At 65.4% G+C, this 15501-nt stretch carries 13 protein-coding genes, 1 tRNA gene and 2 pseudogenes; 9 read left to right on the forward strand and 7 right to left on the reverse strand.

What is annotated here, in order from left to right:
- Positions 1 to 15: 15 nt before the first annotated feature.
- From QM809_RS12530 to QM809_RS12545, 4 genes and pseudogenes are all read left to right on the forward strand, one after another.
- Positions 16 to 1060, forward strand: a pseudogene (locus tag QM809_RS12530) (pseudouridine synthase).
- 35 nt (positions 1061 to 1095) lie between these two features.
- Entirely contained in the window at positions 1096 to 1776 is a 681-nt protein-coding gene (cmk, locus tag QM809_RS12535; protein WP_415047080.1) for a (d)CMP kinase, read from the forward strand.
- On the forward strand, positions 1769 to 3214 hold the full coding sequence (gene der, locus QM809_RS12540) for a ribosome biogenesis GTPase Der (protein ID WP_415046100.1): 1446 nt from the start codon (positions 1769 to 1771) through the stop codon (positions 3212 to 3214). Before cmk ends, der begins: the two co-directional genes overlap by 8 nt.
- Before the next feature lie 86 nt (positions 3215 to 3300).
- A tRNA-Pro gene (locus tag QM809_RS12545) sits at positions 3301 to 3374 on the forward strand.
- Between the two features lie 59 nt (positions 3375 to 3433).
- Here the strand turns inward: QM809_RS12545 and QM809_RS12550 are convergent.
- The gene (locus tag QM809_RS12550; RefSeq protein WP_415047081.1) at positions 3434 to 4027 is read right to left on the reverse strand and encodes a tyrosine-type recombinase/integrase; all 594 of its coding nucleotides are present in this window, start codon (positions 4025 to 4027) and stop codon (positions 3434 to 3436) included.
- Positions 4027 to 4461 carry a hypothetical protein gene (locus QM809_RS12555; RefSeq protein WP_415046101.1) on the reverse strand — a complete coding sequence of 145 codons (435 nt, stop codon included), beginning with the start codon at positions 4459 to 4461 and terminating at the stop codon, positions 4027 to 4029. The genes QM809_RS12550 and QM809_RS12555 overlap by 1 nt, the downstream gene beginning before the upstream one ends.
- A gap of 588 nt (positions 4462 to 5049) precedes the next feature.
- Between QM809_RS12555 and QM809_RS12560 the strand changes: the two are divergent.
- Positions 5050 to 6505: pseudogene (locus QM809_RS12560) on the forward strand (IS1634 family transposase).
- 135 nt (positions 6506 to 6640) lie between these two features.
- Here the strand turns inward: QM809_RS12560 and QM809_RS12565 are convergent.
- A complete protein-coding gene (locus tag QM809_RS12565; RefSeq protein WP_415046102.1) occupies positions 6641 to 10138 on the reverse strand; it encodes a hypothetical protein in 3498 nt (1165 codons plus the stop codon).
- 410 nt (positions 10139 to 10548) lie between these two features.
- On the opposite strand from QM809_RS12565, the gene QM809_RS12570 reads away from it, so the two are divergent.
- Complete coding sequence (locus QM809_RS12570) at positions 10549 to 10893, forward strand: hypothetical protein (RefSeq protein WP_415046103.1); 345 nt, start codon at positions 10549 to 10551, stop codon at positions 10891 to 10893.
- A 224-nt stretch (positions 10894 to 11117) separates the two neighbouring features.
- Here QM809_RS12570 and QM809_RS12575 read toward each other — a convergent pair whose 3' ends face one another.
- The 3 genes from QM809_RS12575 to QM809_RS12585 form a co-directional block, all read right to left on the reverse strand.
- Positions 11118 to 11321: a hypothetical protein gene (locus tag QM809_RS12575; RefSeq protein WP_415046104.1), complete on the reverse strand. Its 204-nt coding sequence runs from the start codon at positions 11319 to 11321 to the stop codon at positions 11118 to 11120.
- A gap of 319 nt (positions 11322 to 11640) precedes the next feature.
- Positions 11641 to 11961 carry an N-acetylmuramoyl-L-alanine amidase gene (locus QM809_RS12580; protein ID WP_415046105.1) on the reverse strand — a complete coding sequence of 107 codons (321 nt, stop codon included), beginning with the start codon at positions 11959 to 11961 and terminating at the stop codon, positions 11641 to 11643.
- A 290-nt stretch (positions 11962 to 12251) separates the two neighbouring features.
- Positions 12252 to 12554 carry a hypothetical protein gene (locus tag QM809_RS12585; RefSeq protein ID WP_415046106.1) on the reverse strand — a complete coding sequence of 101 codons (303 nt, stop codon included), beginning with the start codon at positions 12552 to 12554 and terminating at the stop codon, positions 12252 to 12254.
- 279 nt (positions 12555 to 12833) lie between these two features.
- Between QM809_RS12585 and zapE the strand changes: the two genes are divergently transcribed.
- The 3 genes from zapE (at position 12834) to QM809_RS12600 (ending at position 14710) form a co-directional block, all read left to right on the forward strand.
- Complete coding sequence (gene zapE / locus QM809_RS12590; RefSeq protein ID WP_415046107.1) at positions 12834 to 13757, forward strand: cell division protein ZapE; 924 nt, start codon at positions 12834 to 12836, stop codon at positions 13755 to 13757.
- Between the two features lie 97 nt (positions 13758 to 13854).
- Positions 13855 to 14250 carry a tautomerase family protein gene (locus tag QM809_RS12595; protein ID WP_415046108.1) on the forward strand — a complete coding sequence of 132 codons (396 nt, stop codon included), beginning with the start codon at positions 13855 to 13857 and terminating at the stop codon, positions 14248 to 14250.
- Between the two features lie 142 nt (positions 14251 to 14392).
- Positions 14393 to 14710, forward strand: a complete 318-nt coding sequence (locus tag QM809_RS12600; protein ID WP_415046109.1) for a DUF2316 family protein — start codon at positions 14393 to 14395, stop codon at positions 14708 to 14710.
- Between the two features lie 41 nt (positions 14711 to 14751).
- Here QM809_RS12600 and QM809_RS12605 read toward each other — a convergent pair whose 3' ends face one another.
- On the reverse strand, positions 14752 to 15420 hold the full coding sequence (locus QM809_RS12605) for a DUF4241 domain-containing protein (RefSeq protein WP_415046110.1): 669 nt from the start codon (positions 15418 to 15420) through the stop codon (positions 14752 to 14754).
- Positions 15421 to 15501 lie beyond the last annotated feature (81 nt).

Here is a 15501-nt window from a genome sequence, read left to right on the forward strand (position 1 = left end):
TACACAAGGATCAACATGACACCCGCTAGCCGAGACGGCAGACCGGACAGGAACAAGGGCGCGGGCGGCGCCAAGAGGAGCGGCGCCCCCAAGAACGCCAAGGGCGGTGCGGCCAAGGGCGGCGCCGCCAGGGGAGGCCCCGCGAAGGGCAAGAAGGGCGCGGCCAAGGGCCGCAAGGGCGGACCCGCCCAGCAGCCTTTCGCGCGTAAACCGCACCGTAAGGGCTCGCGCCCCGACGTCGACTCGGGTCGGCGTCGTCTCAACAACGCCAAACCGGCCCGGCACCAGGTGCCCGAGGTGAACGGCGACGGCGTCACCTACGTCGAGGACGGCATGCGCCTGCAGAAGGTGCTTGCGGCCGCCGGTGTCGCCTCGCGGCGCGGCGCCGAGGAACTGATCGCCGCCGGACGCGTCGAGGTGAACGGTGAGATCGTCGTCGAACAGGGCCTGCGGATCGACCCGAACACGGCGATCATCAAGGTCGACGGCGCTCGCGTGATCATCGACGAGACCAAGCAGTACCTCGCGCTGAACAAGCCCAAGGGCTGGCAGTCGACCATGAGTGACGACGAGGGCCGCCCCTGCATCGGCGACCTGGTCGCCGAACGCGTGATGGCCGGGCAGCGGCTCTTCCACGTCGGACGCCTCGACGCCGACACCGAAGGTCTGATCCTGCTCACGAACGACGGCGAGCTGGCCCACCGGCTGATGCATCCGTCGTTCGAGGTGCCCAAGACCTATCTGGCGACCGTCAAGGGCCAGGTGCCGCGCGGCCTCGGACGACGGCTGCGCGAGGGCATTCGAGCTCGACGACGGCCCGGCCTCGGTCGACGAGTTCTCGGTGCTCGAACTCCACGAGGGTCGGACCCTGGTGCGCCTGGTGCTGCACGAGGGCCGCAAGCGCATCGTGCGCCGCCTGCTCGCCGAGGTCGGTTTCCCGGTGCAGCAGCTGGTGCGCACCGACATCGGGCCGATCACGCTGGGCAAACAGCGTCCGGGCAGCCTGCGGGTGCTCGACAGCAAGGAGATCGGCGCGCTGTACAAGGCGGTGGCGATGTGAACGGCTCTCGACAGGATCCGGCCGCCGAATCGGTGCTGAAGGTCGTCGCGATCGACGGTCCCGCGGGGACCGGCAAGTCGACGGTCTCCGGTCGGCTCGCCGAACGGGTCGGCGCGCAGTACCTCGACACCGGCGCGATGTACCGCGCGGCCACCCTCGCGGTGCTGCGCGCGGGCATCGCGCCCGACGACGACGCCGCGGTGGCCGCCGTGGTCGCCCCGCTCGACATCCGGGTCGGCGTCGGCGACGACGGCGCGTCCGTGGTGCGTCTCGACGGCGAGGACGTCTCCGCCGAGATCCGCACCGACGAGGTGACCGGCAGCGTCTCCGCGGTGTCGGCCAACCCGTCCGTGCGCGAGAAGCTGGTGGCCGTGCAGCGCGGTCACGCGGTGGACGCGTTCCTGGTGGTGGAGGGCCGCGACATCGGCACCGTCGTCTTCCCGAACGCGGCGCTGAAGGTGTTCCTCACGGCGACGCCGGAGGCGCGCGCCGAGCGTCGGCACCGGCAGAACCTCGCCGCCGGGCGCCCGAGCGACCTCGCCGAGGTCCTCGACAGCGTCAACCGGCGCGACCACCTGGATTCCACGCGCGCGGTGAGCCCGCTGCGCGCCGCCGACGACGCGGTGCTCGTGGACACCAGCGACCTGACCCTGGAGCAAGTGCTCGACCGGCTGACCGAGTTGGCCGGCGAGCGGATCGGAGTGCGAGATGTCTGACGAGATGTTCGACGACGCCGGATTCGCCGACGCCGCGGCGTCCGGTGACGGCACCTGGTCGGACGAGTCCGACTGGGACCTCTCCGACTTCGCCGACGCCGCCGACGAGGCGACCGCCGAGAAACTGCCCGTGGTGGCGATCGTGGGCCGTCCCAACGTCGGCAAGTCGACCCTGGTGAACCGGATCATCGGTCGCCGCGAGGCCGTCGTGGAGGACATCCCCGGTGTCACCCGTGACCGCGTCTCCTACCCGGCCAACTGGATCGGACGACGATTCATGGTCACCGACACCGGCGGATGGGAGCCCGACGCGAAGGGCCTGCAGCAGGCCGTCGCGACCCAGGCCGAGTACGCCATGCGGACGGCGGACCTGATCGTCGTCGTCGTCGATGCCACCGTCGGGGCCACCGGGACCGACGAGGCCGTCGCGCGGGTGCTGCGGCGCTCCAAGACGCCGGTGATCCTGGCGGCCAACAAGGTCGACAGCGAGCGCGCCGAGGCCGATGCGGCAGTGCTGTGGTCGTTGGGGCTGGGGGAGCCGCACATGATCTCGGCATCGCACGGGCGCGGCACCGCCGACCTGCTCGACGTGATCCTGGAGGCGCTGCCGGAGACCCCGCGCGAGGTGCACCGAGAGGGCGGTCCGCGGCGCGTGGCACTGGTCGGCAAGCCGAACGTGGGGAAGAGCTCGCTGCTCAACCGGCTCGCCGGGGAGGAGCGTTCGGTGGTCGACAACGTCGCCGGCACCACGGTGGATCCGGTCGACGAGATCATCGAGCTCGACGGTCGGCCGTGGCAGTTCGTCGACACCGCCGGTCTGCGGCGCAAGGTGCGCACCGCCACCGGACATGAGTACTACGCCTCCCTGCGGACGCGGGCGGCCCTCGACTCGGCGGAGCTGGCGCTGCTGCTGATCGACGCCGGTGAGCCGATCACCGAGCAGGACCTGCGAGTGCTGTCGATGATCGTCGAGAGCGGTCGTGCACTGGTCGTCGTGTTCAACAAGTGGGACCTGGTGGACGAGGAGCGTCGCTTCCAGCTGGACAAGGAGATCGACCGGGAACTCGCGCGCGTGCCGTGGGCGCGTCGGGTGAACATCTCCGCGCAGACCGGTCGTGCCGTCCAGAAGCTGGTGCCCGCGATGGAGCAGGCGCTGGAGTCGTGGGACAAGCGCGTCCCGACCGGCCGCCTCAACAACTGGCTCAAGGAGGTGATCGCCGCGACGCCGCCGCCGGTGCGCGGCGGCCGCCAGCCGCGGGTGATGTTCGCGACCCAGGCCGCGACCCGCCCGCCGACCTTCGTGCTCTTCACGACCGGGTTCCTGGAGGCTGGCTACCGGCGGTTCCTGGAGCGCAGGCTCCGCGAGGAGTTCGGCTTCGAGGGCTCGCCGGTGCGGGTCAACGTCCGTGTGCGCGACAAGCGGGACCGCAAGAAATAGGTCCTGAACAGGCGATTCGTGATCCGGGGCGAGGGTGCGCTAATGTAATCCTCGCTCCGGTTACGGAGCGCCTCCCGCAAGGGAAACGGGCTGTGGCGCAGTTTGGTAGCGCACCTGACTGGGGGTCAGGTGGTCGCAGGTTCAAATCCTGTCAGCCCGACAGAAACAGCAGGTCAACCGCCCTCGCCGGACACCCGGCGGGGGCGGTTATCTGTCTCATCACCCCGAAACGGCGGAAACTGAGGCCAACACGTCAAGTGCCTTCCGCACGTCCGGGCCCACCTCGGGCTTCGCGACGTAGTGCGCCCGAGTGACCTCCGGCGACGCGTGCCCGAGTTGCCGGGCTGCGGATTCCATGTCCATCGCGCCCTCGATCAACGTCGCCGCGGTCTTGCGGAGCACGTGTGGGGTCACCCAATCGAACTCCTTCGGATCCAGCTTCTTCCCGTCAGCAGGTTTCTTCCCGTCGGCAGGTTTCTCGTGCTTGACGAACTCACGTGCGGCTCGCAACTGACGGCGGGTGTTCGATGACGTGCGCGGTCCACCCGTCCGTGACGGGAACACCAGGTCCTCAGCGGAGGGCAGATCACGCTCGGATTGGCGGCGCAGTGCGGCCTCGGCGAAGTCCGGGAGCACCATCGTCCGTTTCGAGGTGTGCGACTTCGGGAAGTCTTGCCGCGTCCCGTCGTCGATGACCGTGCCCGCGATCGTCACCGTCGCCGGCTGCTTCTTCTTCCCCCGACCCGTAGACCACTGCACGTCCTGCCACCGCAGCGCCAACACCTCGCCGATCCGCGCACCGGTCCCGGCCATCACGTCGAACAGGTCCGGGAGATCCGCAGCGCCTTTCGGCCCGCTGGTGTTGCCAGGCGAGTTTCATCATCCCGCCGAGCACGGGTCTGGCACTGCGCACGTACATGCGACGATTCCAGTGCCCGGAGGAAGGCGTCGAGACTCCCGACGGTGGCCTCGCACACGTGGACACCGCCGAGCGCGGGAACGATGCGATAGTCGATCGACTTGCGATACTTGGCGAGTGTCTGTGGCGCCAGCCGACCCTCATCCTGGCGCTGCGCCAGGATGAGGGTCGCTGGTGTCGTGCCGTTGATATCCGCAGCCGCAGCAACCAGGGTCGACCGGTCCGTGAGCGCGTTGACGAGCGCGCGCTCGACGGCCGCTCCGGTCTTCGCGAACCGCTCCACCACCCGGGTTCGTCCGTCGTAGTCGCGGTACTTCGCGCACGCCACTTGCTCGGACCGAGCTCGGTGCGTTTGATCTTCCCCCACGAACCGAGGGGGAGTGGTGGTCGCGGATCTGGCGGAGCCGCTTCACGGTGGTCGGCGTGTACGCGAGGGCAGGATGTTAGTCCAGCACTGGTTGAAGAGTTGCAAGTACATGGTGTAGGTCAGGCCGAATTCCTCGCGTACCGCGTCCCAGTGTGCTTGGGACGCGGTAGAAGCGGCCGGCGATATCGAGGAGACGCCGATCGATGTCGCTCAGCATTCGACTCCCACCTACGGCGTGCTCCAGGGTCAGTCGCCGTCACAGGCGTGTTCGATCTCGGCGACCTCGACCGGGTCCAGGTTCCCCATCCTGTTCCCCATCCTCGTGACGACGAGTGCCTAGTCCTGGTCCACCCACAGGTGATCGGACGAGCGCTGCGACGTCGGGGTGCCGCAGTCACTGGAACCTGACTTGGCTCATTTTCCCGGATTCTGAGTTCGGCGGTCCTGTGACCTGCGGGTTGGGGTGTCGGGGTGGACACTAATCGAGGGTTCCAGGCTGGTGGGATGGCGTTCGTGCGGACGGTGAAGACGGCCTCAGGGGCGACCGCGGTGCAGATCGTGTACTCCAACCGCAAGGGCGCTCGCACGATCGACCACATCGGGTCCGCACACAACGATGCCGAACTTACCGCGCTGAAAAATGTTGCCGCACAACGGTTATCGGAAGGTCAGGGGAAACTCGATCTCGGGCTCTCGGCCGCCGAAACCGGAGAGATACCGCCGATCCGCAGCAGCGGCATGTCAGTCCTGTGGGACGCCCTGGACGGGGTGTACCGCGAACTCAGCTTCGACGACGCTACTGGTGGGGACACCGTGTTCCGGGACCTGGTGCTGGCGAGGATCATCGAACCGACCAGCAAACTGGACTCCCGGCGCGTCCTGGACGAGGTCGGCGTGCCGGTGCCTTCGTACGCGACGGTCAAATGCCGGCTACCGGTCTATGCCGGCACATCCTGGCGGCAGCAGCTCGCCGCCGCCTGTGTAGCCCATGCCGGGCTCGGGCCGGCGACTTGGGTGCTCTATGACGTCACGACACTGTCTTTCGAGACCGATAAATCCGACGGTTTCGGTGAACCCGGCTTCTCCAAAGAACACCGCCTGGAACCGCAGATCACCGTCGGCATGCTCACCGACGCCAGCGGGTTTTCCGCTGATGATCGAAGCATCCGAGGGCAACAAAGACAAAACCCTCACCATGATCCCCACCCTCACCTCGTTCATGACCGCCCACCAGCTCACCGACGTCACCGTCGTCACTGATACGGGCATGATCTCAGCGGCCAGCATGACCGCGATCGAGAACGCCGGCCTCACGTTCATCCGCGGTGACAAACTCCCCACGGGGCCGTACCAGATCGACCAATGGCGCCAGAACCATCCAGGCCGGGAACTTCCCGACGGGCTGACCCTGACGCAGCGGTTTCCGGCGAACCCGAAGACCAGCTACTCCACTGATCGGGTCACCTACTACCGGTACAGCACCGACCGAGCTCAGCGCAGCCTGCGCGGTATCAACGAGCAAGTAGCCAAAGCGGAGAAGGCCGTGCAGGGCAAGATCCCGGTCAAACCGAACCGGTTCGTCACGCTCACCGGCGCCGGCAAGCCGGTCAACCGCGAGCTGGCCGAGAAAGCACGGGCACTGGCCGGGCCGAAGGCCTACACCACCAACACCACCGACCCGGCCCCGGACTTCGTGATCGGCGCCTACCACCAGCTATGGCGGATCGAGAAGAGCTTCCGCATGCCCAAATCCGATCTGGCCGCCTGCCTGATCTACCACCACACCAAGGACTCCATCCGCGCTCACCTGGCCATAGTGATGGCCGCCCTCGCAGTCACCCGCATCATCGAGGCCCGCACCGACTGGTCGATCAAGAAATTCGTCACCACCGCCCGCCGCTACCGCACCGTCTACATCGACATCGCCGGCAAAACCCTCACCGCCGCCGACCCCCTCACCCCTGATCTAGCAAAAGCCCTGGCCGCAATCCGGGGTGGACACTAATTTGAGCCAAGTCAGGTTTCATGAGAACCATAGAATCACGCGGATTCTCAGGATCGGTGCCGTCCTGTCTCCGGTTCGAACCCGTTGCTTCTCCTTGGCTCGAGTTCAGTTGTGACCCTGAACGACGTTGGTTGATTAACTGGGTTTTCCGCGAACCGCAGCCCGGCGCGCACTAGCTCTCGCCTCAGCCAAACGTGGCTCGAAGATCTCAATCCCTCGTTTCCCGAGGCCTGAGAGGTCGGGCTCGAGGGACTCAGCCAGCTCGCGGCACACCTGGAGGTGCTGTTCGAGTCGTTCGTGCTTTTCGCCCCAGTACGTTCCGACCTCGAGGGTCCAGAGAAGGTCGTCCGGTTGCCACCGCAGCGGTCGGAGCATGACAGCGAGGACCTTCAGCGGGTACCGCTTGCCGAACTGGAACCGCGTCGCGTGCAGCAGATCGCTGAGCGAGATCGGGAAGGCTGGGTCGGACACGGCGGCGGCTATCCACTCGATGTCGGCGGATGAGATGACCCAGAACAGGTTGTTGGCCATCGGGCTCTCCCGCACCCGGTCCCAGAGCGAGAAGCGATGCGCGCTGTCCAGTTCACGGGTGCTCTTCTCCCACTGCCCGAAGTCAACGTGACCCACAAGCGCTTCGACGTGCTTGACAAGTAGATCGATGTACACCTCCGGATTCGTCTTCGCGAGGACGTCAAGCGCCTGGGACTGCATGTGGTCGCGCATGGCGTCAGATCGGACGACAAGGTCGCGCATGGCCGGAGCCCAGGCGGGGTCGTCTGGCATCTTTTCGGAGGAATACGATATCTCCGCAGCCCACAGCGCTGCCGCACGGCTTCGAACCCTGGGGTCGCGGTGGGTGAACAGGGCAAGGCGAGTGGGCTCAGGTGCATGGCTAATCGCGTAGGATGAGTCGAGGTCTTTAAGGTCGTCAGCCTCGAGTGCCTCTATGACGAGTGCTACGAGTTCGGCGTCGTTGCACTCGCTGATGACCGAGTTGATGAGCGAACCTCGTCCACCTGGATCGCGGAGGATCGCCGTGGCAAGCGTAACAGTCATGAGGCCGTTGTCGACACAGCTGCTGACGAGGGGGCCCGCTGCGCGACCCAGTCCGTGATCCAGCGCTGCACGGAGCCAGAGGTCAGGGTCGGAACGTAAGGAGAGGCGGGCCATTAAGCTCTGCGCTGCTGAGCCGCGCTTCAACACGGCGAGGTCGGTGGTGTGGTCGACGAGCCACGTCATGATAGCGTCGGGTGGTTGCTCGATGTAGGCCGCGAGCGCCCGATCAAGTTCCGCTTCCCTTGTACGGCGGTTCTCTTTCCAATCTTCGGTTAAGTCGCGCTCGGCGGTCAGTGCCACGAAGAGTTCGTCCGGCTCGGTGAGCTTGATATCGAGGCTGGAGGCTTCTCGGTTGAAGACTGCGCGTAGGCCTGAGGTGGTTACCAATGGAGCGATGGCTTTGAAGATCGAGACTGCGACTCGTCGTGCCGCGGTCCGCTGTCCTGGACTTGGGATACCGCCGAACGGCAAGGCGTAGCCGCCGGCAACACAGGTCCACTTGCTCATGACCTCGATAAGGCCTAAAAGATTTTCGTCCGAAGTTAGAGCGACTCGCCTGATCAACTCTGGTTCGAGAGCGTCGAACATGGCGCCGATGTCTTCTTCGCTCCAGGTGAAGGATTGCATGACGAACGAGTTCACCTTCTCGGGGCTCATGTAGTTGCCGTCGAAGGTCGGCTGGAGGACATGCCCCGCGAGTTTGAACCAGACGTTGTCAGGCAGACCTTTGGCTTGGTTGCTCCCCATTGCCGTGCAGAGATGCACGATTGCGGTCGAGGTGGGGCGATCGCCAGTCCTGGCGTCCTGGACATCTTCAACCACGGTCTTGATGGGTGCCGCGTAGTCCCAACCGCGTGCTGCTAGCCGGGCTAGTGACTCGAAGAAGAGACCGACATGTTCGGATTGCTCGGCCTGAAGAGAGGCTGCGACGCGTGCGGCGAGGACATTGGTTGCGGCGACGGTGGTATCTTCATCGTCATTCTCGGCCGCGTCACATGCTGCCTGCTTTAGGTACTCGAAGACGAAACGGGTGCACCCAGGGTTGATGAGTGCATAGGTGCGCGAGAGTTCGTTACCCTCGGAGCCAAATCCGAGGTTGGGCAGGACCGAGAGGAGTTCGGAAACAGGGGGCACCATCGGGTCCTCGGCGCCGAGTAGTGCAGCGTAAATCTGCATTTGCAGTATGCCCGATAGGAGCTCAGGCAACGCAGTTTTGATATCGCTGATGCGTACGGCGGTCGCGTGACCGGAGAAGTAGACATCGGCCACGATGCTCGCTGCGATGTTGCGGGGAACTACGCGATAGGAGTTCTCGAAGTTTCGCCCGTCGGTGGAGTTCCAGATTCGGTTACGGCGAACATCCACGAGTCCGGCGATCGCGACCGAGCGGATGAGCTCCTCGAACTGCGTGGGGCTGAGTTCGAATAGCTTCGCGATGATTCGGGTCTGGTTCTCGTTGGCGTCGCCTACAAGGGCGATGGATGCGAGCAATTGGATCGCCTCGGCTGGTGCTTTGGACCGGCGAAGGAATGCCCGGATCTGGTCCCTGAGCGCTTGGCCGGTCCACACGGCTTGCCAGGCGCCTTGCTGTACGAGAAGGTCTGCAAGGTTCAGTGCCCAAGCGGGGCGCCCTTGGGCTTGCTGGAGCAGATGAGCGATGACCGAGATCCGGGTGATGCCTCGCTCGCGAAGGAGAGTTCCGATCTCCTCCACGGTGAGGAGATCTACCTCAAGGTTAAGTGCCCTCGGAAGATGATCGGCGACACTCTCCACCTCGTGGGGCCAGCAGGTGACCACGACGCGGAACTTGAGGTTCTCTGCGTCTCGAGCATGTAGAAGGTGTTCGATGTCGTCGGGTCGGCCACCGGCGTCGTCCACGACAACTAGCCGCGGATTCGCGGCAAGGAGGTCGTCGAGTAGCCGTTCGGGTGCCGTATTCCGTTCAAGGAACAGCGCGCCGGGCAGCCTTCCGGCGACATGGCTCTTGCCGACTCCCGGTACACCCCAGAAGATGAGGTCTTGCTCCGAGTTCTCGGCTCGGTCGAGGAGTTCGTCGCGGCCGACAGTGGGGAGCTGATGCTCATCCGGGCGCGCTCCGCGGGGCGAGCGGGAAAGGCTGAACGCACCGCCTTCGATTTGCAGAATTTTGCGGCGCCAGTCGGGGTCATCGCGGAACGCATTTGCGAACCATGGGCGATCGTAGACCTGGAGGAGTTCGCAACTGAACTCCTCAGCGATGGCGGCCAGCTTGATGCGCTTTTGCCGGTTGACTTCGGCAAGGTTCGCGATGACGACTTGGTCGACGCGTCTATTGTGGTCTCGGGCGGACTTGAGGCTCTCGCGAAGGTTTTTCTTGGCGCGTTCCCAGGTGCGCGATGAGGTGATGATGAGGCCGAGGACCTGGCCGTTCGGCTTGACGAGCTCTGCGTCAAGTCCGTGATCGCTTCCGCCGGTGACGGAAACGAGGCCCGGGTAGTCATGGGCGACGAGCGCGGCCGCGCAATCCTCGAAGTCAGACGGTTGCAGGCGGTATCGGGTGTCGTTCAAACGTCGGTCAATGCGACTGAGTAGGTCCATGTCTGCTCCTACCCCTCCGTCCCTACTCGATCCCGTTAGATACACTCCGAATATAACGAGTCGGCCCGATTATCGGCTGCGCCACACCGGTAGCCAGACGTCACCGTGCTGCGTCGCTGGAGGCTGGACTTGCACGGTCGAGTGACCTGATGGCGCCCGCTTTGGCAACCGGCCCGCATGTGACCTGATTCAAGACCAACGCATCGCTAGATTGAGGCTCCCTCAGTGGAGATGGAGGGGCGACCATTTGGCGGAGGCGAGCACATGAAGCGCAAGAACGTCACGCACGAAACTCTCGGTCGTGCCTCCATGCGCTCCACGCAGGCGTCGGCGGCGTTGGAGACCAGGTCGACTCCCGTCGAGGCTGTTCGTTCTGAGCGGGGTTAGCGACTCCTCGCGGTGCGGGCACAGTGCGTCTGAAGGATATAGAGCCCGGCGACGGCGAAACACTGATGGAACGGGAGGGAGAGGCCGCTCTCACCCCACAGGTTTGCGAGATCTTCGGCGATCAGCCTAGGAAGATCGAGCTGCATGAAGCTGAGCGGGCGATCAGTGACGATGCCGACATCGCGCTTCTCGACGGACCTCCGACGGGCGGCTTCTGCTTGCCGACATCTTGCCAGTCCGGCCATCTGAACTGCGGAATCGCCCTGGAAAGCGGTCCGCGTGCAATTCTGATCGCATGCCCCAATTCCGGATCTCATCACGAGGTCCAGGCCGTAGTCATCGGGGAGTCTGGGAGCGCCGCGGCCTAGCGGCGGTGGCCTCCACAGTTCGCTCAGTCGGCGCTATGCCAAGGCTCTGGCTGTGGAGTCGGATCCCTTCGCCTGGCCGCCTCGGTCGGCTGACCCTTGCCCCCGTTGCTTTCGACACCGTCCGACAGACGTCACGTGGTTACGGTCCTGAACGCTCCCGACGGGTGCCACGACAGGGTGCCTTGCTGGGAGCGCTGCACCCGGCTGCCGTCGTCCGGCGGCTCTTAGTCGGCGAGCGGGTATTCGAGCGGACCGGTCTCGTATCCTTCCTCAGCCCAGCGCGAGCCGATCACGCCGCCGACCAGCGCGGGCCGTTCGGCGCCGGCGAATGCGTACAGTACATCGGCGTCGAATGCCTGCACCAAACCGGCATCCTGCTCCGGAGTCTCCTCCAGCACGGTGTGATCGCGGACCGGGTAGCCGAGCATTCCGCCGGTACCGCCACGCCGCTGGTAGTCTTCGAGCAGTGGCCCCGCGCGGCACCGCGTGCGCTCTGGAGGTCTCCGACCAGTACACGATCCTGGTCGCGAACTCTGAGGCCCTGACCGTCATAGCCCATGGGGACCTCGCCCTGCGTGATCCGCTCACCCAACCAAGCGTTTCCGCTCGCGTATACGTCGATCTCGTTGCGTTCAGGCAAGACCGGTGACTTTCCTGCCAGGAGCAGCGCGACCCGTCGTCGTTCGTCGTCCATATTGAACGGATACGGATCGATTTTGCTCTGGATCCGCGCGTACTTCTTGTGTCTCACCAGCCAGTCGGCACCGCGCCCGAGGCGACGGAGAGTCGCCGCCGTGTCCCGACGCGGTAGGCCTCGCGCTGCACCTCCGGCCACGGCTGACCACGGCCGTCGTTCACCGCTTCGATCCCGACGCTGTGCCAGTTCGCATTGTTCGTCGGCAATCCCGGCCACGAACCGATGCCCGCATGCCAGGCGATACCGGCGGCGATGACTCGATACGTGCCATCACGTTTGAGGATCGGCTGGCTCAACGGACCGGCGAGACCGTTAGTGCCGTTCTGCACCCAGTACCAGTCGTTGGCTCCGCCTCCAGCGGTGGATGCCACATCACATGGGTGAACGTCTTGAAGTCGCCGTGACCGCGCTGACGCTATCCCGGCTGCTCGATCACGGTCAGTCCCGCACCGCGCAGCACCTCGGGCAGCCAGATCGGATCTCCACTCCAGGTCATATCGCCTCCCTTCACCGGCATTGCCGGACATCGACGTTCGCCAGGTCGGCCGCGACCAGCCTAAGGACTCCCACCGGACGTGATGGCGACGCTCCGACTGGTGGACGCGACGATCAGAACTCGCGATCATGCTCCACCGCTATCGCGTTGCCGCGCAAAGTGCACTCAGAGCTGCGCGACGATGGTCCGCATACGAGGGTCGGCGCGCCGATATTCTTCCGAAAAATCGGTGAAACGGCGATTGCTCAGCAGCACGCGCGACATCTTGGTCAATGTGAAGTACGGCCAGGGAAGACCGTCGCCGAGATCGGAGTTGCTTCCGCCGGCGACCTGGAATGCGCTCAATGTCGGATTGCCGGTTCGCGACGTTTCGAGAGTGGCAGGGCGCACGACGCGGTACCTTCTATCGTAGAAGAACTCGATTTCGAGCCGCTGTTCGATGGCGGTGACGATCGTGTTTGCAAGCATTCTGCTCCTTCTGGCACTCGCTTCTACACTCGCACCTCATGCCATAGCCCGCGGATTCTCTTGTCCAGCGTGTCTAGGGAGGGAGTCGGTGGGAATGGTCTGTCTGGACGGTGTGATTCGACCTGGATCGGGAACCTTGTCCTCGCTGGGGCGCCGCCGGCGGTGAGGGTCCGCATTGGAGCAGCAGGTCGTATGAACGGTCGTGGGATTCCTCTCAGATAGGCGTTGTTCGATAGTGGGAAGCCTAGAGTCGCGGTCATGAGATGGACTCGGCGAGGAGTGGATTTCGGAGACCTGGTCCGGGTAGCGCAGACCCGGGGCGTCGAACTCGATCCGCCGCAGCGCGCGGCGTGTGCGGCGCTCGCCGGGTCGTCGAACATCTACCTCGCCGGACCCGCGGGGCGGGGGAAGACGCTCCTGCTGGACTCGTATGTCCAGTGCCTTCCGAAGAAGTCAGTGGTTCGCGTGCACTGGCACGAGTTCCTGTGTGATCTTCACCTCCAGATCCGCGATCGCGGTGGTCTCGGTGGTGCGATCGACGGTGTACTCGGGTCGGCACGGGTTCTGTGCTTCGACGAACTGCAGGTCGACGATCCTGCTGACGGGATCTTCCTCGACACGCTGATTCGGGAACTCGTAGGCCGTGGAGTGCGCCTGGTGGTCACGTCGAACTGCTTGCCCAGCGAATTGATGCCGAACCCGCTTTTCCACGACACGTTCCAGCCGACCATCGATCTGATCGAGCGGATCTGTGAAGTGGTTCCGTTGGATGCGGGCGTCGACTATCGCAGCCGGGTCCCGCACACCGGTGGATTCGCGTCGGGTCGCTGGGCGGTGTGCCCTCCGTCTTCTGGAAGGACGCCGACGGAATGCCGGGTGGGTTCTCGGTGGTTCTGGGCCTGGGACGTGGAAGACGAGCACCTCGGAGTGTCCTTCACAGAGATCTGCGGCCGACCGTTGAGTGCGGCCGACTACCTGGATCTCGCGACTCGGTACGGCGTCTGGACGGTCAGCGACGTCCCGGACCTGGTTCGGACCGACCGGGAAGCGGCGCAGCGTTTCGTTCACCTGATCGACGTGCTTTACGACCGCGACGTCGTGCTTCGGGTCGAGAGTGAAGTCGACCGCACGGAGTTCGCGACGTCGGGACGACTTCCAGCGGGAACCACTCGGATGCGGAGCCGATTGTCGACCCTGGCTTGACGGCAGTCCGATGACGCGGCTGCAGTGGGCCGGCAGTCCGTGCCGGAGTGGGAAACTCGCTGGTCTGGCGAAGCCTCCGAGCCGTAGCGTGGCACACATGCCGCATGCACAGATCGAAGTCCGCCGCCGATGGTCGCACGACGACGAGATCGCCCTGATCGACGCCGTGCACGACTCGCTGGTCGCGGCGTTCCGGATCCCGGAGAACGACAAGCACATCCGGCTCGTCGTCCATGAACCCCACCGCTTCGCGGCGCCGCCGAACCTCGCACAGCCCGAGTATCTGACGATGGTGCACGTCGACTGCTTCGCCGGCCGCACCGTCGACGCCAAACGGGCCCTGTACCGGGAGATCGTCGACCGGTTCGCGGCACTGGGCATTCCGCCGGAATGCGTCTCGATCACCGTCCGCGACATCCCGACCGAGAACTGGGGGATCCGCGGTGGACAGGCCGCATGCGACGTGAACCTCGGCTTCGACATCGGGGTGTAGCCCGCCCCGGTGACACGGAACCGTCGTCGCGAGCCGCCGGATCACGACAGCCGGCGACACCGACCCGCGCCGGAGACGAGGATGATGGGTGTGGTCCGAACCGGCCGCAGACCGGAGAACAACCGAGAGGGGACGACCGACGATGTCGCTCAACGCTGAAGAGATCCGCCGCACACGACGCGAACTGCAGCAGAATCTCGCACTGACCGGGCTGACGGTCGACGACGTCGCCGCCGACCTCGAGATGGACACCGAATCGGTGCGCGAACTCCTGGCCATGGCGGGCAGACGCGCACCGGCCGAGGTCTGGCTCCTGCGCGACTACCTGGAAGCGGCGGTCACCGACACCGGCGGCGAACCCGTCCCGTTCACCGTCCTCACCGAGCCGAGCCGCCGGAAGGCGCAGCGCTGGTTCGATCTGAAACCCGTGCCCGCCCGGCGTCGTACCGCCGAACACTGATCATCCGTGCCCGGCCGACGAACACCGCGGCCGGACCGCCGTCACTTCTCGTCGTCGGCGGGGTCGAAGTAGGCGGGGTCGTCGACCAGCAGATCGATGTGCACGCCCAGGAGAGCGCCGTCGGCGTCGTACGTCGCCACCACCGGGTAGAAGCCGTCACCCCAACCGGAATGCGACAGCACCACGTTCTCGCCGTTCTTCGCCAGCGGCAGGACGATGTTCGCGCAGCCCGCCGCCAGATGTTCGGCCGAGTCCATCAGGGCGAACCAGCTGTCCGGCTCCCCGTTGTCGAAGATCTCCTCGTACCAGTCGGCTCCCCGCGGCATGCACTCGGCGACGGCCGAGGCGTCGGCGAATCCGACGGTCCCGGCGTCGACGCCGATCCCGTAGTGCTCACCGGCGGGCGGCGGCGTCCCGCCTTCGGGGACGGGCAGGCCGAGCCGGGCGGGTGTTCCCTCGGCGAAGACCACGCTCAGGTGGGTCTCGCACAGGTGACCGCCGTCCTGGGCGTCGCTGACGTCGGCCACCGTGACGAACGCCGGATACGACCCGGCCGGGACCGGGAACACCAGACCCTCACCGAGCGACACGAACGGATCGCAGGCCTCCAGCCGCCCGGACGGCAGACGGAGGTCACCGAGAGCGACGACGGTGTGATTCCGGCCGTCGACCGGGCCGGTGCGCAGAGCGTGGAACGACGAGGGGTCCATGCCCGCAGAAGCTACCGGAGGGTGCCGACAACACCGTCCATGAGAACAGTGTCCATGGGAACGGCGTCCATGGGAACGGGG

Origin of the sequence: Gordonia sp. (in: high G+C Gram-positive bacteria) (genome assembly GCF_047600385.1) — a bacterium.
Lineage (GTDB): Bacteria > Actinomycetota > Actinomycetes > Mycobacteriales > Mycobacteriaceae > Gordonia.